The organism is Azospirillum cavernae (genome assembly GCF_003590795.1).
GTDB classification, from domain to species: domain Bacteria; phylum Pseudomonadota; class Alphaproteobacteria; order Azospirillales; family Azospirillaceae; genus Azospirillum; species Azospirillum cavernae.
In genome coordinates, this window is sequence record NZ_QYUL01000002.1 from 1,034,868 (window position 1) to 1,059,230 (window position 24,363).

A 24,363-nucleotide genomic window follows, 5' to 3' on the forward strand; every position below is an offset into this window, starting at 1 on the left:
AACGGCCTCCCGGCGCTCAGGGCGCTTCAGCGGTGTGGGTGGGCGCGACGCCGGACAGCCAGGACGGCAGGGCGGGCGCGATGGTGGGGGCGTAGGTGAGCTTCACGCCGCGCGGCTGGCCGATGCGGGACATGGCGGCGGCCATCTCGCGCTTCATGGCGATGTGGTCGGCTTCCTTGCGGGCGATCGCGGCGGATGCGTGGGCTTCGGTGTCAGCCTCGGCCGTGTGAACGTGGACCGGGCGCTTTTGGCCGAACCGCCAGAAACGGCGGATGGCTTGGTAATAATCCTCGTAGCTGTAGCTGCGACCGACGAAGGCGGTGCGGGCGCAGTGCTGCCAGTTCAGACCGTAACCGGCGATGGACGGCTTGGTGACGAGCCGACGGATTTGACCGCGACCGAACCGGAGGAGGCGCTCCTCCTTCAGATCTGGCTTCATTGACCCGCGCACGGCGACCGAGTCCGGGATGAGGGCTGTCAGCGCCTCTTCCTCGTAATCGGTGTCGCACCAGATCACCCACGGCTCATCGGGTTCGGCCATCACCACGTCGGCGATCAGCCGGGCGCGGGCCTCGACCGTCAGGCGCTTTTCCTTGTGCAATTCAGTCGCGGATGTGCCGGGCAGGCGCAGGAGCTGCATCTGGCCATCACGATCCTCACCGGCCCCTTGGGTCAGATCGGCGCGAACGGTGTGGTTGACCGTCACCAGCTCCGGCATCTCGAACCCGGCGTCGCTGTACCCGAGGTCCGAGGGCTTGGAGATGCAGCGCGCCCAGGTGCCGACCCAGCTCCAGAAATCCTCGACGGCGAAGCGCTTCAGCCGATACCGGCCCATGTGCTTCTGGTCGTTGATGAACCAGCGGGTCAGCATTTCCACCGAGTCCATCACCCCCAGAAACTGGCAGTGCTGGCCCAACTCGGTGTGGTCGTTCGGCGCCGGGGTGGCGGAGAAGCAGGCGCGGTAGGGGATGACCGAACCGAAGGCCATCAGCTTGCGGGTGGTGACGCCGCTGAAGCTCTTCAGGATCGACGATTCATCCAACACCAGAGCGCCGAAGGTCTCCGGCTGGAAAAGGTGAAGGCGCTCGTAGTTGACGATGTTGACGCCCGGCCGGACATCGTCCTGGCTCCGGATCACCCGGACATCGTCCAGCCCCATGTCCCGCGCTTCGGCGACGTGCTGGTGTCCAACGGCAAGCGGGGCGAACAGCAGAACGGGCTTGCCGGTGTGTTCGGCCATGATCCGGCCATACTCCAGCTCGATGCGGGTCTTGCCGAGGCCGGTGTCCAGAAAGCCAGCGCCACAGCCGATGCGCAGGAGGAATTCGACCGTGTCGCGCTGATAGCCGAACAAGCTGGACGACAGGGGGGGAATGCTGTCGAGGCCACGCGCGGGGGCGGAGATCAGCTTGCGGGCCAGGACGTCGGCGTATGAGGGGGCGTTGCTCATGACCGCGCCGCCTCTCTGCGTGCCGCTTCGCGCTTCCGCGCGGCGGCGGCTTCGGCGCCACGCCGTGCGCGGGTGCGGATGCTCTTTGCCCAAGCGGTGGGCGGGGCGTTGTCCCGCACATCCTCGGCGGTGATGACGCGCACCGGAAACCCAGAGGCCAGCGCCTGGGCGACGTCTTCGGACATCGACTTCGCGCCCCGGCGGTGATGCGCTTCAGCTTCGGTGCGGAGCGGATTGGGGTGGGTGTGGCGCATCAGGCGGCGCTCCCCATCCGATGGGCGCGGATGGCCCGATCAATGCGCCGACCGATCCAGGCCATGACCGGGACCGACATGCTGTTGCCCAGCGCCTTGTAGCGCGGCGAATCAGCGGCGATCTCGCCACGAACCAGGATGGCGGTGTAGTCGTCAGTGAAGCCCTGGAGACGCTCGCACTCGACGGGCATGAGGCGCCGGACGCCGGAGGCCATCATCGCGTGGGGTTTGTCACCCCCTCCCCCGCCACAACGAAGCGCGGGCATCACGTCGCCGCCCAGCTCGGCGCTTCCGCCACCCTCCCGACCGCGAAGGCTCACGGCGACAGCAACTTGACCTCCGCCGTTCATGTGGCTGGCGTCATGCCCCATAGCCCGGAGGGTTGGAGCAACGTCCGACGCGTCGCCGCCATGATCTTTGCAGGAGAAGGCGACAACGGAAGCGCAGGCGTCCGTCCCGGTGGTCAGAGGGGCGGTGACGTTGCCTTCCTCGTAGACGGCCCCATCGCCAGCGGTGCGGTAAGCGGTGACGACGCCATGCTGCTTACCAGCCTGAAGCGTGAACATCGGGTCGCCGTCATCCCCGATCCCAATCCCGGCCCTTGGGTCAGAGGTTGAGGCTCCGGTGCGGGCGCCGACCTCCAGGATTGGATAGGCTGGCTGACAGACGAAGGTCTCGGTCTCGAAATCCAGGCGACCACTGGCGGTGTGTGAGGCGTTCAGGGCGGTTGCAACGTCGATTGGGCCGGAGGTGTTGTTGCCGCCAAAAGCAAGGGCTGCTTCTATGCAGTGGTTGGCCTGCGCTCGGTTGTCGTCGGGGCCGCCATTTCCAAGGCTTCGCGTAAGGGCTTGGGTAACTCGCGCCGCCGCTTCTCGGCGCGGCGGATGATCCCGTCGCAGGCCCTCCTGCTCAGGAAGTATTTCCGAGGGATCTGGCCCGTCCACAGGACAGCAGACAACGAACACACGGCGGCGTCGTTGGGCCAAGCCGAAATATTGGGAATCCAGGATGCGCCACGCCGCATTTCGACGGGGTCCAGCAACCAGACCCGCGTCGGTCCAGCGGAGTCCCGGTGGCGGAACGAGGGGGGTATCCGCGCCCACAAGCCCCGCGAGGAAACAGCCGAAGGCGTTGTCCTTGGTGTTGAGGACGCCGGGGACGTTTTCCCAGAGGATGACGAGGCCGGGCTTTCCAAACCGGAACCGCTCGCTGTCGATGGCATTGGCAAGCCTCACATACTCCAAAGTCAGGTTGCCGCGCGCGTCGTCGAGGGACTGACGCAAACCGGCCAGGCTGAAGGCTTGGCAGGGGGTTCCGCCGCACAGGATGTCCGGCAGTCGAATGCCCAACCGGCGGAAAAAGCGCATGCGCATGGCGGTGAAGTCGCCCCAAAGCGGGACACCCAAGGTCGCCGCGCCGGATTGGTTGGCGTTGACCGCCCGCTGACGTTGCTGGAGGACTTGGCGCGGGAACGCCTCAATCTCGCTGAAGAAGGTCGGCGCCCAGCCAAGCCCTTCCCAGGCGACGGATGGCGCTTCGATGCCAGAACACACAGTCCCGTAGGTGATCGGGTCCATGGATCAGCCCTCCGCCTTCGACAGCCGGTAGGGCATGACCACGATCAGGTGTTCGGCGGCGTTGATGTCCTCCTCCTGCGCGGCGCGCCAGAAGGTCGGGGCGTCCGGGCTGCCCATTTCGCAAGACAGGGAGCTGGCGTTCAGGGCCTCGACCGCCGGGACCAAGTATTTCGACGAAAACCCAATGCTGGCGCTTCCGAAGGTGAACCCCGTGTCCGTTTCCAGAACGTCGACGGCGTCGGCGCTGCCCCGCTCAGCCGTTTCGACCCGAACGCCCTCGGCGGTGATGGTCAGAGCGAGAGCGCGGTCTTTGTCGTCAGCCATGGAGCGGACGCGACGGATCGAGGCCAGGAAGTCGCCGCGCGGAATGGTCATCCGCTTGTTGGCAATCCCCAAAGCGTGGGAGATCACCCGCTCATAAGGGGCGAACGCGACAGCGGAAAGCGTGGTTCCGAAGCTGAATGGAAACAGGTCAAAGGTGGCGCGGCGCTGACCGATCACGAGACGCGCCTCGATCTCATCACCAACGACATCCAGTAGGCGGCGCAGCGCGGCGACCGAGGCGGAGGGGATCAGAACGCCGGGGAACCCATCACGGTTGCCGAACAGCGCCACGAAATTCTCGGCGCCCGTCGAGACGTTCAGGTCGGCGCGGGACAAGGCTTTCACGTTGCTGGTCACGACCCGCACCCCTTCAGGGAGGGCGTGGACGGCCATGCCCATCAGGTTTGGCTTGGTGTCGTCCGTGCACATGGTCCCAACAACCCGGTCAATCGCCTGCTTGAGCGCGGAGGCCGGGATGGTCATTTCTGCGCCATCGGCTGGGGCGAAGACCGGAAAATCCTCCGCGTAGCGTGTCGGAAGGTGGAAGCGGGTTTTGCCGCAGAGGATGCGGAGACGGACGCCGTCGGCGGTCGCGCCAACCGCCTCCAACGTGATCTGCGCGCCGTCCGGCAGAGCGTCGATGGCGGTCGCCAAGGCGGCGCCAGGAACGGCAAGTCTACCGGGCTGCGCTCCGATGCTGATCGGCATCGTCACACGCACATCTACCGCCATGTCCGAGGCGGACAAGGCCAGGACGGTGTCGGAGACGTCCAGCAGGACGCATTCCAGAATGGGGATTGCCGATTTCTTGGCGGCGAGCGCGACGACGCGCTTCAACGCCGAGAGGAACGGCCCCTTGTCGATGGTGAACTGCATGAGCGTGTTGCCCTTGGGGATGGCCTGCGGTGGCGCGCTCTGGGGCTGCGCCGGGGCGGCGGGCGGTTGGGTGGGGGGGATTGGGGTGACGTTCGTGGGTTCGGAAGACGGCGCGGACGGGGTCTGTTTGACCGCGTCGGCGATGGCGGCGACGTCGTTGACGGGAGCCGATCCATCGGTCTCTCCGTCGCCATCGCCGTCTTCGTCGTCAGCGTAAAAGTCGTCAAAGTCAGGATCTGACCCCGCCAACTCGGCGAGCGTGTCGAGCGTCCGGCCAAGCGGACGACCACAAGTCCCGTGCTGAGGCTCGTCGTAGATGGCGCGGGCGACGCGGTGGGACGCCGAATCCGGCTTGAAGGCGCTGGAGATCAGGTCTTCAATTTCGGTGGGCTGGCCCAACCGCTCCACCTCATCCGCGAAGACCCAATAGCCCTCTGGATCGGCATCTTGTGCGCCCCACATCGGGTCGATCCGGTCGCGGACGAGCCGGGCAAAAGCGCCATATGGAAGGTCTATCGGGCGGGCGACAACCTCCACCACCATCGCGCCTTTGGAGAGCGGGAGCGTGGTTGACGCCAGCAAGCCGCCGGGGCCGATCAGCCCGGCGTAGAGTGGGGCATCTGTGACGCAGGTTGCGGGGATGCGCATCGCTCACCCTCCGCTTTTGCACGCAACCGGCGGGCGCTTGATGGCGGCCAGCAGGTGGGCGCGGGCGTCGTCATGGAGGCAGACGCGCAGGCGACGGGTGGCGACGTCGGCGGGGGCGGCGAAAGCGGCGGCAAGGCGCGCGACGCAGCGCCGGATGATCCGGGCTGGCATCAGGCGGCGCTCCGGTGATAACCATGGCCGGTCCCGTCCAGGCTCCAAACACGCGCCCGGTTGACCGCCATCTTGGCGTCAATGGCCCCCTTCAGATCCCCAAACTCGACCAGTTCCTGAAGGGCGCCGATGATTGATTGGAGGATGGAGCGCGGGACACGCAGCCCGTCTTCTCCCCGCTCCGGATCAATTTCCGCGACCTCGCGGGCTAGACACCCAAGCTGGGTCACGACGAAGGCGACCAACCGCTCGGGCTGGCTGATGCATGTCTGACGGCCATCGGCCAGCCAGTCGGCAACCCCCAACAGCTCGCCGATGTCAGCCAGGATCAGGGCGACGTCGGCAGCCTCGACGGAGACCCGTGACGGGTCGGCCCCGCTGGTGACGGCGCGGAACAACTCGGCCGCCTCCTCCACGGCGCGCGCCATCTGGCGCATGGGCGTGCTGACGCCAAAGGTCGCGCGCTTCCATTCCATAATGGAGGCCTGCGTCTCCCCTTGCGGCGGGGCGGCGGGCGCCTGAGCCTTGACCTCCGGCGCCAACACGGCAGGCAGCAGGTTGAACGTCACCTCGGAAAAATGCTTGGCGTTCGGATGGCGGTATTCGAGAAGCCGATCAGCGGCAAGGGCCTGCGCGCGCGAAACCCTGCGCACACCCTCGACCGCCCCCTCAAACACCAGATGGCCGCGACCGCGCGCGAGCGGATTTCGGATCACCACCTTCCGACCAGCCGGGCAAGCCCGTTGCGCGTAGCGAAGGCCGTGCGGGAAGCGCAAGACGCGGCGGCGAGCGTCGGCGATCTCGACCAGCTCGCCGGGCGTAGCCTCCAGGTGCAGGACACCCCAATCGGCGTCCGGGTTGTGGCGGCGCAGGATGTCGACCACTTTGTTGGTGACGGCCCGGGTGAGATCGACCAGGGAGCCGTTCTTGAAATAGCCGCCACGGTGGCCGATGACGTCCGTCAACGTCGCGGCCCAGACTTGGCGGGTCTCGTCCATCTCACGCTTGAGCGTGCCGATGGCCACGCCGTCCAGCGTGATGGCGGGTTGGCTGGGGGTGATGACGAGGCGCGCCGCGACGGTCTTGTAATTGATGACCGCCGGAGCGGGCTGGGTGGTTGGGAGCTGGATCACCGCTGCGCCTCCATCTTCTTGAGGTGACGCTTCCAGGCTGGTGACGCGGCGGCGAACTCGGCGGCGAGCGCCTTCATGTTGATCCGGTGACGGACCTCGAAGGCCGGTTCGCCAATGGCGTGCTGTTCCTGGTGATGCTCGCGGCACAGGCTGATGGTCCAGTTGTCGGACGGCTTCAGTCCGGTCCCGCCATCGGTGCCGACGCGGACGTGGGCGACCTCGATCGGCACGCCCTTGCAGCCGGACACAGAGCATTCGTGACCACGGACAAAGGACAGGTGGGCGGGGGAGCGGGCGCGCTTGTCGCGTCCGGTCTCGGCGCTCTCGCGCTTTCGGCGGGCGGGGAGAGGCATGGCGGCGGTCTCCGATGGATGCGCCGCGCTCTATCGGGCGTGCGGCTTTCCGGCGGATCGCTGCTTGCGTCCGCAACGCCCTGTGGCCCCACCCACGGTGTGGGTAAGGGGCTTGGAAAGGTGCCGCCGGGTCTTGGGGGAAAGGCCCGGCGGCAAGGCTGGGAGAAAACGCCCTCTCGGGCTGGTGGACGCGGGCGAACCCGCGAAACTCAGGCCGCCAGTTGTGGCGGTTGAATGGGTGTGGCCAGGTCCGCGCTGCGTTGGTCAAGCCACTCGACCGCCTTGGTGGGGCAGCCGAAGTGCTGTTCCGCCGCCTCGAATCCCAACGTCACAGCCGCGCTGTGCGTCACGCTCGTCATGTAGCGGCAGCGGTCAGTCCCGACGTCTGCGACGCTGACGAACGCTCGACCAGGGCGCGGATCGCGCTCGATCAGCAGGGATGCGGCGCCCATGTTACGGATGATCCGGTCGGTCACTGGAGACCTCCACCCGGATGGTTGCCGTTGATCCCCTTGGCGCCGGGAACCATCATGGCGAGGCGGGCCAAACCCTTTGGGGTGACGTGGACGCGCTCGGTCGTTTTGTCCGATCCGTCCGGGCGCTGAACCGTCGTCACCTTGTGGACGAGGTATCCGTTTTGGATTTTGTCCTGATAGCCGATGTCGCCCGGCTTGCCGGGGCGGCAGTAGGTCCATTTGTTGGCGCGCATGAAGTCGAACAGAACCTTGGGCCGGACCTGCAACGCCTTCGCTGCGTCCGTCGGGCACATGGTGCCATCGGCGTTTGCGATCCGGTCGAAGGCATCCACCACCGGCTTGGCGGCTTCGATCTGCAATTTCTGCTTTTCGATGGTGTCGGCTTGATCTGCCGCCAGACGCAGCGCTTCGGAAAGGGTGCCGGGGATGGCGAAACCCGCAGCCCGGCTCTTCAGTGCCGATTCCATGGCGTTGAACTGGTCGATGTAGCGCAGCTTGAAGGTCAGCGCCTTGGACCCGGTAAAACCCATCGCCAACAACGTGAAGCCGTCGCGGGTCATGTCGTAATCGGAAACCGAAGGTCCAGTTAAGTCTTTGATTTCATTCGGTGCAAAATTGCGTTGAGCATGTTCCGGCGGAAGGTCGGCGATCAGATCGCGGATCGCCCGGTTAACGTCGGCGTTTCGCTTCCCGAAGAACGCCGACACGTCACGGCTGTTGGCAAACACCTTGCCGTCACGCTCGAACACGACGGGAAGCGGATCGCTCTCCGGTCCGGTTGAGGTGGCGGTAGCGCTGTTTATCATGGACAAACCTCTCCTGTTCGCGCCAGCGGTGATGGCACGGCTTGGGTTGTGGTTGCTCAATCAGCGAACAGAAATTCGACTTTCGCGATCACCCCAGCTACCATTCCGCTTGGTTCAAGCCATGGAGGTGGTGGTGGAAAATCGGTATATCGAAGATCGTATTTCTGAGTTGGAAGCAACCATTAAAGCGCTGTCGTCTAGATTTGACGCCCTTCAGGCGTCACACTCAAATCTCGAACAAGAAGTAGAGGCAGCAAAACAAACGATTGATTACGAACAAGACTACCGTATGGAGCTTCGCGGTGAAGTGATTGCCCTTTCTCATTTCTTGTTTGCGCTCGGTCGCTTCTTGGAGCGCGATTCAGATGCCACATATCCAGGATCAATGACTGAGGTTCTAAACGCCGCGCTAGAAAATTTACCAAAACTCGATAGAGACCAAGCTGGACGAGTCATTCAGGTGTTGAGTCGCTGGCGCTCCTAGCCCCCAATATCCCGGCCCTTTTCACGACTGCTGGTCTGGGCCATGGTGGCGGCCACTGAGGCCCGCGCTTGCCGCACCCTCATGTTCCGCCGGTAGCGGGGGGCGGGCGGCGCCTTTGGCAGTGGCGTTCCCGGCTCAATCCGTCCCGACTTCGGCAGTCGGTCGGGCTGTATCGGCTTGCCCATTGGTTCCTCTCTGTCGTTGGGGTTGGAGATACCCATCACCTTACGGAGCTGGGTGATGCGCAACGCCAGGAGGGCGTCCGCGCTTGCGGGGGGATTGGGATGCGGGGGCGGCCGGAGAATTGTTGGCATCAGAATCAAGGCTGACGACCGACGGCTGATGTCGAGCGTCCTTTCGCGACTTGATCCAGTCCTCGATTTCGGATTCATCCCAACCCACAGCGTTGCCGCCGATCTGAATGCGCTTGGGGAAATTTCCCGCCTTTTCGAGGCGGTCAACGTGCATTCGGCTGTATCCGCCGATGCGGCTCCGCACTTCAGGAAAGCGCAGGATGCGACTGGTCATTTTGCCCGCCCGCTAGGTGGTTGCGGTTCGTGTGGCTTGAGGTGCCGTCACGTTATGCGGGCATAATTTCACTCTGACTGAAAACCGTCAAGGATGATTTTCAGTCAGAGTGAAAAATCACTACGCTCCAGCCAGGAGCCTGGGGTTCGGCGAGTTAGCGCCAGGAAGTCGCTCGCTTGCGGTTTACGTCCTGCGCCCACGGTTCTCCGGCTTCTCGCGCTCAGATTTTGCCACCACTTCCGCGCCCTCGATAGACATGGCCACGGTATTTGATAGATTTCTTTTATCGCCAAAAAATAAATAATCAGACGAAACGCCGCATTTATAAAGAGGTGAAAGTCTGTATGGGGTAATCATGGTATTTCCTCTAATGTACTGAGTGTATGTGCTTCTGGCGCAGTCGAGAAGTTCACACATTTCATTTGGAGAAAGTCGCAATGCCATTCGTGCAGCTTCGAGTCTAATTCCAAAATCATAATTAAATGTATTTTGTTCAGCGTCAAACATTGCCATCCCCATCCATGCCATAACGGAACCAGCCGTTTTTCGATTGGACAGAAATAACACCGTATAACACTGCGTCACAAGCGCAAGTGAGTTACAGTCTGTTACCCAACTGTTACCCAAAAGAATGAAGCGGCCCAAGTTACAGCCGCTTCACGATGGAAACATAGACGATAAGTTATTGCGGGGCCATACGGATCGCGCCGTCCAAGCGGATGACGTCGCCGTTCAGCATTTCATTCTCCAGAATATGCTGGACCAGGCGGGCGTATTCGTCGGGGCGGCCAAAACGCTTGGGGAAGGGAACGGTGGCGGCGAGGCTGTCCTGCACCTCTTGCGGCATGCCCAGCAGCATCGGCGTGCCGATCAAGCCGGGGGCGATGGTCATCACGCGCACGGCGCTGCGCGCCAGATCGCGGGCGGCGCAGATGGTCAGGGCGACGATGCCGCCCTTCGACGCGGCGTAGGCGGCTTGCCCGATCTGCCCTTCATAGGCGGCGACCGAGGCGGTGTTGATGATGACGCCGCGCTCCCCCGATTCCAGAAGATCCAGCTTGGCCATGTCGGCGGCGGCCAGACGCAGAATGTTGAAGCTGCCGATCAGATTGACCTCGATCACCTTGCGGAAGGAGTCGAGCGGCATGGCGCCGTCGCGCCCGACGATGCGCTGGGCCGGCGCGACGCCCGCGCAGTTGATGGCGATGCGGGCCGGGCCGTGGGCGGCGCGGGCCGCCTCGAACGCGCGCTCCGCCGACTCGCTGTCGGTGACGTCGCAGACCAGCCCCAGCCCGCCGATCTCCCGCGCGGTCTGCTCGACGGCGTCCTTGTTGACGTCCAGCACCGTGACCTTGGCGCCCAGCGCGGCGAGATGGCGGGCGGTCGCCGCCCCCATGCCCGAACCGCCCCCGGTGACGATGGCGGACAGACCGGCGATGTTCATGCTGTTTCCTCCTGACGCGATTGGGCCGTGCGACCGGCCATGGGATGAGCGCCGTTATAGCAGAGGCGCGCGCCGGACCAAACTGTACCGTATGGTTAACGGTGCGCGTGGCAAAACATTGACGTCGTATGCGGTTGGGAGGATCGAACACGCTTGCCTAGGCCGCGCGTCGGCTTGGTTCCGGGTCGTTTCCCGCCCGCAACATGCGGGATTGCGCGACGTCGCGGTGCATGGTGTAGAGCGCCGATCCGGCGATCACCGCCGCGCCGACCCAGCCCCACAGATCCATCATGTCGCCAAAGGCGATCCAGGCGATCAGCGCGCTGAAGGGCAGCCGGGCGTAATCATAGGGCATCATCGCCGAGGCCGGGGCCAGCGACAGCGCCCGCGTCATCGTCAATTGGGCCAAGGTCAGGAGGCCGCCGAGCAGCAGCAACCATCCCATTTCGGTCCAGGTCGGCCAGATCCAAACAAACAGGGATGGCGCGACCAAAGCCGGAAGCCCCGCCATTGGCGCGGAAAACAGGCTGATATAGACGACAACGACCGGAATGCTGTCGGTCTGGGTCAACCCACGGGTCAACAGCAGGGCGGCGGCGGCGGCGGCGCAATGCAGCATCAAAATGGCGAAAGCGCCGTCGATTTGCCCGCCATCCGGGCGCAGCACGATCAGCACCCCAGCCAAACCGACGAACACCGCCCCCCAGCGCCGGGCCTGAACACGCTCGTGCAGAAACAGGGCGGCGCCAAGCGTGGCGAACAGCGGCGTGGTGAAGCTGATCGCCGTGGCGGTGGGCAGCGGGATGTGGGCAAGGCTGTAATACCAGGCCATCATCGCGGTGACGGTGATCGCCGCCCGTGACGCGAACAGGCCGAGCCGCCCGCCCGCGATCACGGCGCGGCAGGGCGCGGCGCCGCTGGTCAGCATCCAGGGCAGCATGAAGGCGACGGAGACCAGATTGCGGATGAAGACGATTTCCAGCGACGGCACGCTCATCGCCACATGGCGGACGGTGGCGTTTCCAGCGGCGAACAGCAGGGCCGCCGCCAGCATCCAGGCCACCGGCTCCACCATGCGGGGCAGGGCGGTGGCTGGCGTCACCAGCGGGGGGGACTGAGTGGTTGGCATGACGGCACGCCCCCGGTGTTGGCGGGTGAGGCCATCGCCCGGGCGGACAATGGCGTCAATGAACCATCATCATTCGCGCGCATTCCAGTTTTCGCAAGTCAAGAACAACCCTTTTGATTGTTCTATCCTAATGGCTATATCCTAAAAAGCTGCGAGATCGAAGCAATTTCCCGGATGCATACGTGAGTATATCGTCTTCGAGCGACAACCGGGACTGCCGTTTCTCTTGCCGGGGCGCGGCATCCATTTGGGCGCGCTTGCCGTCGTCGCGCAGAATGATCCGCCGCGCTTGGAAAAAACGCGGCGGATCATGCGCTTGATGCTTTTCAGATAATCTTCAGAACGATCACCGCCAGCAGCCCGGCGATCACCCACAGAGCGAGGCGGTCGCTGCGGCGTCGGCGGTCCCAGCCTTGCAGCATCTGGCGCACCGTCTGCGGGTGCAGGCGCAGGCCGCCGGTCGCCATGTCGGCGGTCACGCGTTCGGCCTCGCGGACCAGGGCGGGCAGGCGGCGGATGGTGGACAGGGCGGCGCCGACATCCTCGACGATCTGCGCCTCCGGCCCGCGATTCTCGCGCATCCATTGCTCGATCAACGGGCGGGCCAACTCCCACATGTTGATGGTGGGGTTCAGCAGCCGCCCGACACCCTCGGCGGTCAGCATGCTTTTTTGCAGCAGCAGCAATTGCGGCTGGGTTTCCATCTCGAACTGTTCGGTCACGGCGAAGAGCTGGGCCAGCAGCCGCCCGACCGAAATGTCGCTCAACGGCTTGTTCTGCAACGGCTCGCCGATGGCGCGGCAGGCTTGCGTGAAGATCTCGATGGATTGGTGGCGGGGGACATAGCCCGCCTCGAAATGCACGATGGCGACGCGGCGGTAATCGCCGGTCAGAAAGCCGATCAGCATGTCGGCCAGATAATAGCGCGTCGCTTGATCCAACCGCCCCATGATGCCGAAATCCACGGCGGTGATGGTGCCCTGTTCGTTGATGAACAAGTTGCCGGGGTGAAGGTCGGCGTGGAAAAACCCGTCGCGGAACACCTGGTTGAAGAAGCTGGCCGAGGCCATGGCGAGTATGTCGTCGCGGTTGAAGCCCGCCGCCTCAATCCGCGCCGCCTCGTCCACCTTGAAGCCGCGAATCCGCTCCAGCGTCAGCACGCGCCCGCCGGTGCGGTCCCAGTCGATGGCCGGAACGTTGAAGGTCGGATCGTCGGTGAAGTTGCCGCCCAGCTCCGACGCGGCGGCGGCCTCCATCCGCAGATCCATTTCCAGGCGGGAGGTGCGGGCGAAGGTGTCCACCACCTCGCGCAGGCGCAGCCGCTTCAGCCTCGGCAGCACCGCTTCGGCCAGCGCGGCCAGCCAGTAAAACAGGTCGATGTCGCGCTCGAACGCCGCCTCGATGCCGGGGCGCAGCACCTTGACGGCGACCTCCTGCCCGGTGGCGGTGACGGCGAAATGCACCTGCGCGATGGACGCGGCGGCGACCGGCTTGTCGTCAAAGCTGGCGTACAGCGCCGCCAGCGGTTGCCCGAACTCCGTCTCGATGATGGCGCGGGCGTCGCGACCGGGGAAGGGCGGCAGCTTGTCCTGCAACTCGGCCAGATCGACCGCCATCCGCTCGCCCACCAGATCGGAGCGGGTGGACAGCAATTGCCCCAGCTTGATGTAGGTCGGCCCCAGCTCGGCCAGGGCGCGGGCCAGACGTTGGCCGTCGCGTCCCGGCACGCCGCGCCGGGCGATCAACCGCCACAGCCAGGACAGGCCGGGGGCGGTGGCCAGCAGGCTGGCGGGCAGGGCGTCGTAACGGGCCGCCGTGCGGCCGATCACCGCCAGACGCAGCAGATTGCGCAGAATTCGGAACACGTCGGTCAGATCCGCCAGCCGGAATGGATGGCGGCGATCCCGCCCGTCAGATTGCGCACGCGCACCGCGCCAAAGCCCGCCGCCGCGATTCGCCGCGCCAGATCCTCTTGCGCCGGAAAGCGCCGGATGCTTTCGGCGAGGTAGCGGTAGCTGTCCTCGTCCTTGGCGACGATGCGCCCGATCTTCGGCAGCACCTGGAAGGAATAGAGGTCGTACAGCTCGCGCAGCACCGGCAGCACGACGTGGCTGAACTCCAGGCAATAGAATTTGCCGCCGGGCCTCAGCACCCGCCGCGCCTCCGCCAGCGCCGCGTCGATCCGGGTGACGTTGCGCAGGCCAAAGGCGATGGTGTAGGCGTCGACTGACCGCGACGCGATGGGCAGCTTTTCCGCGTCGCCGACCGTCCAATTCACCCCGGACAGGATGTTGCGGTCAATCGCGCGGTCGCGCCCGACGCGGACCATCGCCTCGGTGATGTCGCAGACGATGGCGGCCCCGCCGCCACGGTTGAGAAAGCGGAACGCGATGTCCCCGGTGCCGCCCGCCACGTCCAGCAGGGTCATCCCCGGTTTGGGCGCGACCATCTCCATCAGCGTGTCTTTCCACAGCCGATGAATGCCGCCCGACATCAGATCATTCATCAGATCATAGTTGGTCGCCACGCTGCCGAAGACGGCGCGGACGAGTCCCGACTTGGCGTCGGGATCCACGGGCTTGAAACCAAACCACTCGCCTTCGGAACCGGAGACGGGGCCAGGAACGGATGCGGTCGGATGGGGGGGCGTGTCGCTCATGACCGGGACCATAGCGCGGCGCGCGAAGCGATGCCAGCGGGCGGATTGCGCGGCGGGTGCGGCGGTTTGGGGAGGGGAAGGGCATGAATCTTTTGATTGCGAGCTAATTAAATAACCAAAAAGTCATTTTTAAACCCATACGTGATTGAAGGGTACGAGTGGCATGAATCAGATGTTTGACATCGCCAGATTGCTTTAGCTAAAAGGTAATACTACCGATCGGCTCAAAGCGAGCCGGATTGCCGGAGGCTTGGGCGAGATGGGTGATATCGGATGTTTACTTTGCGGGCATGATAGAACGGAAGGGATTGCCAAAAATGCACTAGGGCAACTATCTATTTCAATTAATAATTTCTCAGCTAGGGCGATCAAATTTCTTGCAGAAGATGCTTCCGAGGATATGCTGAGCTTCGGCCCCTTTTGTGCTCGTGTGCTCCTCGAGAATGCATCGGCAGCATTGGTTGGTCGTTTAGATACTTTCCGTATTTTGTATTTGAGTGAATTTCAGGCGCAGCCAGAATATGAATATGGGAAGCGAGCAAAATCTGCGTTCTCATGGGCTGGTGATGTAATTCCTGACGAGAAAAATTCGCAAAATTTGTGGCATGTAGATCACGATATACCAAAAATAAGCAGGGCTTTATTTTCTCGCCACGTTGACCACATATATTGGAAGCCAGCTGTAGACAAGATGCTTGATTTTATTGCTCCTTACAGCGGGAATCCCTCAGTTGCTGATTTGCTTCAATTAGACTCAGAGGATTATATAAACTCTGTTAAGGGTAAAAGCTCTCAGCTTTATTCTACTCTATCTAAAGGGGTGCATTGGGAATTTTTTTCAAGCGCTCTTATATTTGATGAGGAGACTATTAAGACTGCTATTAGGGATACATGTCTTCTTGTTGGGCATTTAGGATTAGTTTCTCATTTTATACCCACTGCTTATGCTTCCCTTTCGCCGGAAGAAGCGGTAAATGCCTACCTCTCTTTTAGAAAGGATGTCCCGTGACCTTTCAGCAAGATGATGAAGCGGACTCGGGGTTGATTCTTGCCGCTGAGGAATGTCCGCCAGAGCGATTTGCGCAGTTTCACAGCTTTTCATCTTACGATGATGCTATTATCCGTAAGCTTAGCGCTCATGGTCCAGTATTGATTCGTGGTGGCCGCGGAAGCGGTAAAAGTGCTCTTCTTCTGGAGGCATACCGGAGGATGCGGGGCGGAGAAAGCACATTTCCGGTTTACGTAAGCTTGAGATATCTCCCTCTTTTGCGGTCAGATGGTCAGGAGTACATAGGTCATTTTTGTATTCTTCTTTCTGGAGCAATAAAAAAGGAAATTGAAGAAAGGAATTTAGATTGTGATTTTGGCATAACATCTGATCAGGTTTCTATACAGTTGGGATTGACGCGGCTTTCCCAAGATATTGGGAAGCGAATTGTCCTTCTTTTTGACGATGCCGCACATATCGGTAGAGAGAAGCCTCTTGAGGTTTTCTTTGATTTATTCAGAACGCTTTCAAGCAATCTTACGGCTTGTAAAGCATCAATTTACCCTGGGGTTACAAAGTTTGGTATAAGATTTGATGTTTTCAATGACTCTACCGTCGTTGATATAGGTCGTTCTGATGTCTCAAGTTTTTCAAACTTTTTCCCTGACGTTGTTCAGGCTAGATATCCGAAATTGGCGGAACGTTCGACTTTTTCGGATCGTCTATCTCCTCAACAATTTGCAAATCTTCTTGGCAGGGCTGTTGTTGGAAATCTTCGAGGTTTTATACTTGCATGTAATCGATTTGAAGAAATGGACCGCATTGGTATACCTGAACTAACTAAGTGTATTTTAGATATGGCTACAGATTATTATTGGCCTCTTATGGAAGAAGTGGCGCCAAAGCTGGGAGTCTATGAGCCCCTTATCGAGCCTGCTCGCGATGTGGTGGAGATAATCGTTGAGCATGCGTGCAAGCCGGTTAAGGACCGTAATCGTTCTACTCTTATTGCGCAGGATCGTGTTCTTATACATAGGCATATTGTTGCGCAGTATAGTAAGATCTTCGAGATATTGGAGTATCTTGGATTTGTTGCTCGGAGAGAGGCGTCTCGCGCAATGAAATCCGGCGGTCGCGGGCCGGTGTTTGCGGTTAATTTGTGCAACATTCTTGATTGCATCCCTTCAAAGCGGCTAACATTTGAGATGATCGAAGAATGGATCGGTGGAGCTCTTGAACCTGCGGAATTGCACTCATCGGGACAAGCATTTAATGGAATTAAATTGCCCGCGCTTCCCGACGAAGACGGATTGGCGATTTTGGGAAGGCCAGTCAAAGTTCTCTCAAAATCCCTAGCTTACCCTTATGGGCTTACTTCATCTATGATAGAAAAGCTTGAGGGTGCTGGGATTATTACTGTTGGAGATCTTGCTGATGTGTCGGATGATAGGCTTTATAGAATAAAAAATATTGGGCCCATTACAATAAAAAGAATTCGAGATGTTGTTTATCAGGCAATATGGATGTGATTTCGGAGGGTATTGAAAGTCAAGCAGGAAATATCTGTGCTTACTGGCGTTGTATTTCTTGTGTATGAAAATAATATTTGGCGCTTACGGAAAGGTATAAACCAGTGAGGTATTCTGTTTTGGCTAGAGTAGGGTTTCAGGGCTTAGCAAATTAGATTACTCCAGATCATCCCCCTTGCCTTCCGTCCCCCTTCCCCCCACCCTGACGCCCATGCCTGAGCTTCCTGAAGTTGAAACCGTCTGCCGGGGCCTTGCCCCGCATCTCGAAGGGCGGGTTCTGGTCCGCGTCGATCAGAACCGGCCGAACCTGCGCACGCCCTTTCCGGCGGATTTCGTCGCGCGCCTGACCGGGCGGCGGGTCGAATCGGTGCGGCGGCGGGCGAAGTATATCTTGATGGGGTTGGATGACGGGACCGTCCTGATCGTCCATCTCGGCATGTCGGGGCGGATGCTGATCGCGCCGGAGCGGCCCGAGTCGCCGGGCAAGCACGATCATGTGGTGTTCGAGGTGGAGACGGGAACCACCGTCACCTTCAACGACGCCCGCCGCTTCGGCCTGATGGATCTGACGACGGCGGACGGGCTGGCCGATCATCCGATGCTGCGCGCCCTGGGGCCGGAGCCGTTGGGCAACGCCTTCTCCGGCCCGGCGCTGGCCGAACGGCTGGCGGGGAAAATGACGCCGATCAAGGCGGCGCTGCTCGATCAGAGCGTCGTCGCCGGGCTGGGCAACATCTATGTGTCGGAGGCGCTGTTCCTGGCCCGGCTCAGCCCGACGCGCAGCGCCGCCACCATCAGCGGGGCCAAGGCCGACCGGCTGGCCGCCGCGATTCGCGAGGTTCTGGGCCGCGCCATCGAGGCGGGCGGCTCGTCCTTGCGCGATTACCGGCAGGCGTCGGGCGAGCTTGGCTATTTCCAGCACCAGTTCGCGGTGTATGACCGGGCGGGCCAGCCTTGCCCCGGCTGCACCTGCGACGTCGCGGCGACCGGCGGCGTTCAGCGGATTGTACAGTCGGGGCGCTCGACTTTCTATTGTGCGGCGCGCCAACGCTGATATACCTGGGGGTATGACGGCTTTCTCGGCCACGCTTCGGGCGACGCTCGGCGCCCTCCTCCTTGCCGGCCCCGCAGTCGCGGGCCTGGGGAGCCTCGCTTTTCCCTTCATTCCGGCTTCCGCGTCAGCGGCGTCGCCCAGCGCGTCAGCGGCCTCGCCGTTCGTGCCCGGTCTGGCTGATGTTCCGGCGATGCCGGGACTCGACCCGGTGGACGCCGAACCGCTGGTCTTCGACAAACCCGACGGGCGGATCGTCCAGGCGGTGCTGTCGGGGATGGTGCCGCGCGGCGCGGTTCTGGCCTTTTACGACCAGACCCTGCCGCAACTGGGCTGGCGCCGCGCTGCCGAACGCAGCTTTGTCCGCGAGGGCGAGGGGCTGCGGCTGGATTTCGTCGCCACCGGCGCGCCATCGGACAAAACGACGGTGCGCTTCACCCTGACCCCGCGTTGAGGCGCGGGAAAACAGGGCAGGGCGGGGCAGAGACCAAACACACAACAAAAACAAAGAAACCGGACGCACACCACACGCGGGGCGGCAAGGCCGACCCCGCCCGATCGGGAGATTGCTGCAACCATGTCGTATGAAACCATCCTCGTTGAGACCCGTGGCCCCGTCGGCCTCGTCACCCTGAACCGTCCCAAGGCGCTGAACGCGCTGTGCGACCAGTTGGTGACGGAGCTGGGCCAGGCGCTCGACGCGTTCGAGGCCGACGCCGCCATCGGCGCCATCGTCATCACCGGGTCGGAGCGCGCGTTCGCCGCCGGCGCCGACATCAAGGAGATGGCGGGCTTCTCCTATATGGACGTCTACAACTCCAACTTCATCACCGCGAAGTGGGAGCGTCTGGCCAAGTGCCGCAAGCCGACCATCGCGGCGGTCGCGGGCTTCGCGCTGGGCGGCGGGTGCGAGTTGGCCATGATGGCCGATTTCATCCTGGCCGCCGACACCGCCAAGTTCGGCCAGCCGGAAATCACCATCGGCACCATTCCGGGCGCCGGCGGCACCCAGCGCCTGACCCGTTTCGTCGGCAAGTCCAAGGCCATGGAAATGGTCCTGACCGGCCGCATGATCGACGCGACGGAAGCCGAGCGTTCGGGGCTGGTCAGCCGCGTCGTTCCGGCGGCGGAGCTGGTCGAGGAAGCGGTGAAGGTCGCCACCAAGATCGCCACCCTGTCGCAGCCCATCGTCGCCATGGCCAAGGAGGCGGTCAACGCCGCCTATGAAACCACGCTGGCCGAAGGCGTGCATTTCGAACGCCGCGTCTTCCATTCGACCTTCGCCAGCGAAGATCAGAAGGAAGGCATGGCCGCTTTCGCCGAAAAGCGCCAGCCGGTCTGGAAGAATCGCTGATTCATCTGGTCGCCATCCCCCGCATCTTGCGGGGGATGGCGCTGTTTCCATCATGATGTTGTTTCGCTGCATTCTGATGGAATCAGCGAAGGTCGATGTCTTGACTCTCATTTAGCCTAAGCGTATAAGGCGCGCTCGCATTGCGACAGGCGTGTCGTTCGGAGTAGGGTTTCCATGGCCAATCATAAGTCCGCTGAAAAGCGCATCCGTCAGACCGAGCGTCGTACGGAAGTCAATCGTAACCGCGTCAGCCGCATCCGTTCCTTCGTGAAGAAGGTTGAGGGCGCGATCGAGGCCGGTGACAAGTCCGGCGCCGCCGAGGCGTTCAAGTCCGCTCAGCCGGAAATGATGCGCGGCGTCACCAAGGGCGTGCTGCACCAGAACACGGTGTCGCGCAAGCTGTCGCGCCTCTCGGCCCGCATCAAGGCTCTCTAAAGAGCCTCTTTGCCGGTTTCAAAAAGCCGCGCCCGAGACTCGGGGCGCGGCTTTTTGCGTTTAAAGCGAACCTGTGGGTTTTTTAACAATTGTTTTGGAACCCCAGAAAAGCGCCCGGTGATTCTGTAATGGAATCTTGGGGTTAGTTGGCGAGCCAGAGTCTTTTTGACCCGTTCGCCATCTGTCCCATTGCCAGCCATCTTGCGTGGGATTAGACTTTTGCTCTGTCCGGTGTTGCGAAATAGCGTGTTCATCACGCTCCGCGCCGTTCGGATAAGCGCAGAGATGACAAAGCTCTTGAACCAACCTGAGACGGATGAGTCGTGGTTGGCGCGATAACTTTGTTTTTCTTAAAACACGTTGCATCGATGATGAAATTTGCAATTGCATCATTGATGGGCGTTTGGCTTTCGCTGGTCTGATCGGCTGGCAAGGCGCGGATGGTTTTGACCCGGTGGGGCGTGTTGGGGCGGGGCGGGATTGACCCGCCCTTTCGGTGGCGGACGCCGCCGAGGGGAACGGGGCGGGGGTAGAGGAGCATGTCGGTCGGCGTGTCGTTGGATCAGCAGTGGGCGCGCATTCGCGGACGCCTGAAAGACGAAGTGGGCGAGATCGCCTACCGCAGTTGGCTTCAGCCCCTGTCCGTCGCCAGCATGACCGGCGGCGAGGTGTGCATCGTCGTGCCGACGCGCTTCATGCGCGATTGGGTTCTCACCCACTACGCCGACCGGATTCGCGCCCTGTGGTCGGGCGAAAACCCCGACGTGCATTCCATCGACGTGGTGGTCGCCTCGACCAACGCGCCCGCCGTTCTGACCGCCGACAACGACGACCGCGACGATCCTCCGCCCAATCGCGGCCATGATCGAGGAGCGGATCGGGCCGGGGACCGTGTTGCGGATCGCGGCGAGTCCCGTTCGCCCTTTTCGACCTCGCCCGAACGGCGGCTGTCCAGCGCGTCCGATTCGGGCAGCGCGGCGGCGGGGCATGTCGCGGCGGCGGCCTCCTCGCCCTATGGCGGGGCGGCGGCGGCGGTCTACACCTCGTCCTCTTATGGCGGGGCGTCGGACGAATCGCCGAACGGCGTTCCGGCGATTTTGGAGGACCGCTCCGACCTGTCGGCGGCGCTCGACCCGCGTTTCACCTTTGAGAATTTCGTCGTCGGCAAGCCGAACGAGCTGGCGCACGCCGCCGCCCGCCGCGTCGCCGACGCCACCACCGTCACCTTCAACCCGCTGTTCCTGTATGGCGGCGTCGGTCTGGGCAAGACCCACCTGATGCACGCGCTGGCCTGGCAGATCCGCAAGAATGATCCGAACCGCAAGGTGCTTTACCTGTCGGCGGAAAAGTTCATGTACCAGTTCATCCGCGCCCTGCGCTTCAAGGACACGATGGCCTTCAAGCAGCAGTTCCGTTCGGTGGACGTGCTGATGATCGACGACGTGCAGTTCATCAGCGGCAAGGATTCCACGCAGGAGGAGTTCTTCCACACCTTCAACGCGCTGGTCGATCAGAACCGGCAGGTCATCATCTCCGCCGACAAAAGCCCGTCCGATCTGGAAGGGATGGAGGAGCGCTTGCGCTCCCGCCTGGGTTGGGGTTTGGTCGCCGACATCCACCCGACCACCTATGAGCTGCGGCTGGGGATTCTCCAGGCCAAGGCCGACGCGCTTCAGGCGACGATTCCGCTGAAGGTGCTGGAGTTCCTGGCCCACAAAATCACCTCCAACGTGCGCGAGCTGGAAGGGGCGTTGAACCGCATCGTCGCTCACGCCGATCTGGTCGGGCGCTCCATCTCGCTGGAAACGACGCAGGAGGTGCTGCACGATCTGCTGCGCGCCAACGACCGCCGCGTCACCATCGACGAGATCCAAAAGCGCGTCGCCGAGCATTACAACATCCGCGTCGCCGACATGCATTCCGCCCGCCGCGCCCGCGCGGTGGCCCGGCCCCGGCAGATCGCCATGTATCTGGCCAAGCAGTTGACCGCCCGCTCCCTGCCGGAAATCGGCCGCAAGTTCGGCGGGCGCGACCACACCACGGTGATGCACGCGGTCAAAAAGGTGGACGAGCTGCGCGCCACCGACCCGTCCTTCGCCGAGGACGTCGAACTGCTGCGGCGGATGCTGGAAAACTGACCCGGATTCGGGGCAAAGCCGGGCAAAGCGGGGCGGGCGCGGCGAAGCGTATCAGCCCCTGACCTTTGGCTGGATTTATGTGACTTTTGGCTAGAATCCTGCGACAAGCCCAACCATCGGGTTGCATGGTTGGGGAGTTGACGCGCCATGGAGACCAGCGTCCTCGTCGTTGACGACTCGGCGGTTGTTCGCAGGATCATCAAAGAGCTTCTGGAGCGTTACGAGTACCGCGTCCTGCTCGCCAAGGACGGCGAGGAGGCGTTGGCGATCTATCGCCGCGAAGACGTCCATGTGGTCATCACCGATCTGGAAATGCCCAAGATGAACGGGCTGGAGCTGTGTTGGCTGATCCGGGCGGACGACGACCAGCACCGCACCTTCACCATCCTGATGACCACCGACGCCGACAGCCAACGCCGGATCGAGGCGTTTGACGCCGGGGCCGACGAGTTCCTGACCAAACCCATCGACCTGCCGATGCTGCGCGCCCGCGTGCGCGCCGGGGAACGCATCACCCGGACGCACCGCGTCATGGCCGACCTGCTGAACACCGATTATTTGACCGGGGTGATGAACCGCCGCCATTTCATGGAGCGGCTGGAACGCGCCCATGACGGGGCGGCGCGCCACAGCGCGCCACCGCTGGCGCTCGCCATGTTCGACATCGATCATTTCAAGGCGATCAACGACACCCACGGCCATTCCAACGGCGATCTGGCGCTGAAGCGCTTTGCTGAAAATTGCGCGGCGCTGGTCCCGGAGGGCGGCTTTCTCGGGCGGCTGGGCGGCGAGGAGTTCGGCATGGTCCTGCCCGCCGGGGATCTGGAGGCGACGGTCGCCGGGCTGGAACGAATCCGCGAATCCACCGCCGCGCTGACGACCGTCACGGCGGACGGCGTGGGCTTTCAATTCACGGTCAGCGTCGGCGTTTGTCTGGCGCCGGGAGCCGAGTCGGTCGCCGCCCTGCTGGCGCGGGCCGACGAGGCGCTTTATTTCGCCAAACGCAGCGGGCGCAACCGCACCGTCGTCTGCGGAACGGACGGCGTGGTCCTCAAGGCGCGCTTTTACGTGATGTGATCGGCCCCGCCGGATGTGACGGCGCCGAGTCGGCGCGATGACGACCGTATGAAGTTTGGCCAGATGGCGCGGTCCCCCATGGACGACCGCCGATTCTCTCGTGCACACTCCTTGCCCTATGCGGAAGCCGGACGACGCCTGCGCGGTCTGGCCCATGCCAACGCTTTGAGAACAGGGAGATTGGGCGCCATGCCGACGACCACGCCGACGCTTGCCACCGCCGCCGCCGCGATGACCGAATCCCAGCGATCCAGCGTCGAAACCCAACGCGCCGCGAAGAGCTTCTCCCGCCGCCTGCTGCTGAAGAGCGCCGCCGCCGTCGCGGGCGTCGCCTCGGTCGGTCCCTACATCCTGCGGGAAGGCCATGCGGCCTCCGGCTCCGTGAAGATCTTCTCCTGGGCCGGTTACATCAGCCCGGACATGCTGGCCGATTTCGAGAAGAAGACCGGCGTCAAGGCGACCCTGACCGAATACGGCACCAACGACGAACTGCTGAACCAGTTGAAGGCGACCGGCGGCGCCGGGTTCGACATCATCCACCCCACGGTGGACCGCGTGCCGAACTACGTCGAATTCGATCTGGTCCAGGCCATCGACGAGTCGAAGGTCAAGTGGGACGGCTGCCTGAAATCGTCGGTCGATGGGTCCGCCGGGATGGGCGGCGTCGTCGGCGGCAAGCGTTACTTCGCGCCGGCCGATTGGGGCACGGAGGCGCTGGCCTATGACATGAAGAAGGCCCCGCTGGTCTATGGAACCGCCAGCTACGGCGATCTGTGGTCGCCCGCCAACGCGGGCAAGGTGACGCTGCGCGGCCATTCCTCGCTGATCGGCATCGGCCTGTGGCTGGAAAGCCAGGGCAAGCTGCCGCACCCGATCCGCGACCAGTTCAAGGACGAGGCCAAGGCGCGCGCCAACTTCGACGCCATCCTGAAGGTCGCCGCCGCCAACAAGAAGTCGGTCGCCCAATTCTGGACCAACGAGAACGAGGCGCAGGGCGCCTTCCGCACCAACGGTTGCGTCATCGGCCAGACCTGGGACTCGACCGCCGTCGCGCTGCGCAAGGAAGGGCTGCCGGTCCGCTACATCGCGCCGAAGGAAGGCTCGCTGGCCTGGATGGAAGGCTTCGCCATTCCCAAGAAGGCGGAGAATCTGGACAACGCCTACGCCTGGATCAACTGGTTCTACACCCCGCAGGCGGGCGCGCTCTACACCAACTTCTCCGGCATCTCCAGCACGGCGGTTGGCGCGGAAGCGCATCTGACCGACCTGAACAAGCAGTTCTTCGCCGACGCCTATCCGGGCGACGCGCTGCAAAAGCTGTGGTGGTGGCCGATCCAGGAAGCCTGGTACGTCTCGATCCGCAACGAGTATCAGGACCGCTTCCTGGCGGCGTGAGGCTTGGCGTGATTGTGGGGGGAGCGCTTCGCCCCCTCCCTAACCCTCCCCCGCCTGTGGCGGGAGAGGGAACTCCGCTGGATT

At 62.7% G+C, this 24,363-nt stretch carries 25 protein-coding genes; 10 read left to right on the plus strand and 15 right to left on the minus strand.

What is annotated here, in order from left to right; all coding sequences use genetic code 11:
* Nucleotides 1-16: 16 nt before the first annotated feature.
* The 9 genes from D3877_RS16250 to D3877_RS16285 all read right to left on the minus strand — a co-directional run bounded on the left by D3877_RS16250 (nt 17) and on the right by D3877_RS16285 (nt 8,068).
* Entirely contained in the window at nt 17-1,450 is a 1,434-nt protein-coding gene (locus D3877_RS16250) for a helicase-related protein (RefSeq protein WP_199720827.1), read from the minus strand.
* Nucleotides 1,447-1,704, minus strand: a complete 258-nt coding sequence (locus D3877_RS16255) for a hypothetical protein (protein WP_119831767.1) — start codon at nt 1,702-1,704, stop codon at nt 1,447-1,449. The genes D3877_RS16250 and D3877_RS16255 overlap by 4 nt, the downstream gene beginning before the upstream one ends.
* On the minus strand, nt 1,704-3,281 hold the full coding sequence (locus D3877_RS16260) for a DNA cytosine methyltransferase (RefSeq protein WP_119831768.1): 1,578 nt from the start codon (nt 3,279-3,281) through the stop codon (nt 1,704-1,706). Before D3877_RS16260 ends, D3877_RS16255 begins: the two co-directional genes overlap by 1 nt.
* 3 nt (nt 3,282-3,284) lie before the next feature.
* The gene (locus tag D3877_RS16265; RefSeq protein WP_119831769.1) at nt 3,285-5,129 is read right to left on the minus strand and encodes a DNA polymerase III subunit beta; all 1,845 of its coding nucleotides are present in this window, start codon (nt 5,127-5,129) and stop codon (nt 3,285-3,287) included.
* Between the two features lie 3 nt (nt 5,130-5,132).
* Nucleotides 5,133-5,300 (minus strand): hypothetical protein, encoded by a 168-nt coding sequence (locus D3877_RS29890; RefSeq protein ID WP_158599929.1) that lies wholly within the window; start codon nt 5,298-5,300, stop codon nt 5,133-5,135.
* Nucleotides 5,300-6,433, minus strand: a complete 1,134-nt coding sequence (locus tag D3877_RS16270; protein WP_119831770.1) for a nucleoside triphosphate pyrophosphohydrolase family protein — start codon at nt 6,431-6,433, stop codon at nt 5,300-5,302. Before D3877_RS16270 ends, D3877_RS29890 begins: the two co-directional genes overlap by 1 nt.
* The gene (locus D3877_RS16275; RefSeq protein ID WP_119831771.1) at nt 6,430-6,786 is read right to left on the minus strand and encodes a DUF968 domain-containing protein; all 357 of its coding nucleotides are present in this window, start codon (nt 6,784-6,786) and stop codon (nt 6,430-6,432) included. The genes D3877_RS16270 and D3877_RS16275 overlap by 4 nt, the downstream gene beginning before the upstream one ends.
* 209 nt (nt 6,787-6,995) lie before the next feature.
* On the minus strand, nt 6,996-7,262 hold the full coding sequence (locus tag D3877_RS16280; RefSeq protein ID WP_119831772.1) for a hypothetical protein: 267 nt from the start codon (nt 7,260-7,262) through the stop codon (nt 6,996-6,998).
* Nucleotides 7,259-8,068 (minus strand): phage regulatory protein/antirepressor Ant, encoded by an 810-nt coding sequence (locus tag D3877_RS16285; protein ID WP_119831773.1) that lies wholly within the window; start codon nt 8,066-8,068, stop codon nt 7,259-7,261. Before D3877_RS16285 ends, D3877_RS16280 begins: the two co-directional genes overlap by 4 nt.
* Between D3877_RS16285 and D3877_RS29460 the strand changes: the two genes are divergently transcribed.
* Nucleotides 8,067-8,552 carry a hypothetical protein gene (locus tag D3877_RS29460; protein WP_147395205.1) on the plus strand — a complete coding sequence of 162 codons (486 nt, stop codon included), beginning with the start codon at nt 8,067-8,069 and terminating at the stop codon, nt 8,550-8,552. The two genes, D3877_RS16285 and D3877_RS29460, sit on opposite strands and share 2 nt — an antisense overlap.
* A gap of 225 nt (nt 8,553-8,777) precedes the next feature.
* Here D3877_RS29460 and D3877_RS16290 read toward each other — a convergent pair whose 3' ends face one another.
* The 6 genes from D3877_RS16290 to D3877_RS16310 form a co-directional block, all read right to left on the minus strand.
* Entirely contained in the window at nt 8,778-9,080 is a 303-nt protein-coding gene (locus D3877_RS16290; protein ID WP_119831774.1) for a helix-turn-helix transcriptional regulator, read from the minus strand.
* Between the two features lie 183 nt (nt 9,081-9,263).
* The gene (locus D3877_RS29465) at nt 9,264-9,587 is read right to left on the minus strand and encodes a helix-turn-helix domain-containing protein (protein WP_147395206.1); all 324 of its coding nucleotides are present in this window, start codon (nt 9,585-9,587) and stop codon (nt 9,264-9,266) included.
* Nucleotides 9,588-9,762: 175 nt separating this feature from the next.
* Nucleotides 9,763-10,524, minus strand: a complete 762-nt coding sequence (locus D3877_RS16295; RefSeq protein ID WP_119831775.1) for an SDR family NAD(P)-dependent oxidoreductase — start codon at nt 10,522-10,524, stop codon at nt 9,763-9,765.
* A gap of 157 nt (nt 10,525-10,681) precedes the next feature.
* Entirely contained in the window at nt 10,682-11,653 is a 972-nt protein-coding gene (locus D3877_RS16300) for a DMT family transporter (protein WP_238474920.1), read from the minus strand.
* Between the two features lie 326 nt (nt 11,654-11,979).
* On the minus strand, nt 11,980-13,518 hold the full coding sequence (gene ubiB, locus D3877_RS16305) for a 2-polyprenylphenol 6-hydroxylase (protein ID WP_119831776.1): 1,539 nt from the start codon (nt 13,516-13,518) through the stop codon (nt 11,980-11,982).
* 5 nt (nt 13,519-13,523) lie between these two features.
* Nucleotides 13,524-14,312 carry a class I SAM-dependent methyltransferase gene (locus D3877_RS16310; protein WP_238474921.1) on the minus strand — a complete coding sequence of 263 codons (789 nt, stop codon included), beginning with the start codon at nt 14,310-14,312 and terminating at the stop codon, nt 13,524-13,526.
* Between the two features lie 259 nt (nt 14,313-14,571).
* On the opposite strand from D3877_RS16310, the gene D3877_RS29470 reads away from it, so the two are divergent.
* From D3877_RS29470 to D3877_RS16355, 9 genes are all read left to right on the plus strand, one after another.
* Nucleotides 14,572-15,321, plus strand: a complete 750-nt coding sequence (locus D3877_RS29470) for a hypothetical protein (protein WP_147395207.1) — start codon at nt 14,572-14,574, stop codon at nt 15,319-15,321.
* Nucleotides 15,318-16,829: a helix-hairpin-helix domain-containing protein gene (locus tag D3877_RS29475; RefSeq protein WP_147395208.1), complete on the plus strand. Its 1,512-nt coding sequence runs from the start codon at nt 15,318-15,320 to the stop codon at nt 16,827-16,829. Before D3877_RS29470 ends, D3877_RS29475 begins: the two co-directional genes overlap by 4 nt.
* Nucleotides 16,830-17,040: 211 nt before the next feature.
* Nucleotides 17,041-17,883, plus strand: a complete 843-nt coding sequence (mutM, locus tag D3877_RS16325; RefSeq protein WP_119831780.1) for a bifunctional DNA-formamidopyrimidine glycosylase/DNA-(apurinic or apyrimidinic site) lyase — start codon at nt 17,041-17,043, stop codon at nt 17,881-17,883.
* Nucleotides 17,884-18,046: 163 nt separating this feature from the next.
* Complete coding sequence (locus D3877_RS16330) at nt 18,047-18,334, plus strand: hypothetical protein (RefSeq protein ID WP_238474922.1); 288 nt, start codon at nt 18,047-18,049, stop codon at nt 18,332-18,334.
* Nucleotides 18,335-18,457: 123 nt separating this feature from the next.
* A complete protein-coding gene (locus D3877_RS16335; protein ID WP_119831782.1) occupies nt 18,458-19,234 on the plus strand; it encodes an enoyl-CoA hydratase in 777 nt (258 codons plus the stop codon).
* Between the two features lie 174 nt (nt 19,235-19,408).
* Nucleotides 19,409-19,669 carry a 30S ribosomal protein S20 gene (gene rpsT, locus D3877_RS16340; protein WP_119831783.1) on the plus strand — a complete coding sequence of 87 codons (261 nt, stop codon included), beginning with the start codon at nt 19,409-19,411 and terminating at the stop codon, nt 19,667-19,669.
* 539 nt (nt 19,670-20,208) lie between these two features.
* Nucleotides 20,209-21,807: a chromosomal replication initiator protein DnaA gene (gene dnaA, locus D3877_RS16345; RefSeq protein ID WP_119831784.1), complete on the plus strand. Its 1,599-nt coding sequence runs from the start codon at nt 20,209-20,211 to the stop codon at nt 21,805-21,807.
* Between the two features lie 147 nt (nt 21,808-21,954).
* Complete coding sequence (locus tag D3877_RS16350) at nt 21,955-22,884, plus strand: GGDEF domain-containing response regulator (RefSeq protein WP_119831785.1); 930 nt, start codon at nt 21,955-21,957, stop codon at nt 22,882-22,884.
* A gap of 189 nt (nt 22,885-23,073) precedes the next feature.
* On the plus strand, nt 23,074-24,279 hold the full coding sequence (locus D3877_RS16355; protein WP_238474923.1) for an extracellular solute-binding protein: 1,206 nt from the start codon (nt 23,074-23,076) through the stop codon (nt 24,277-24,279).
* Nucleotides 24,280-24,363 lie beyond the last annotated feature (84 nt).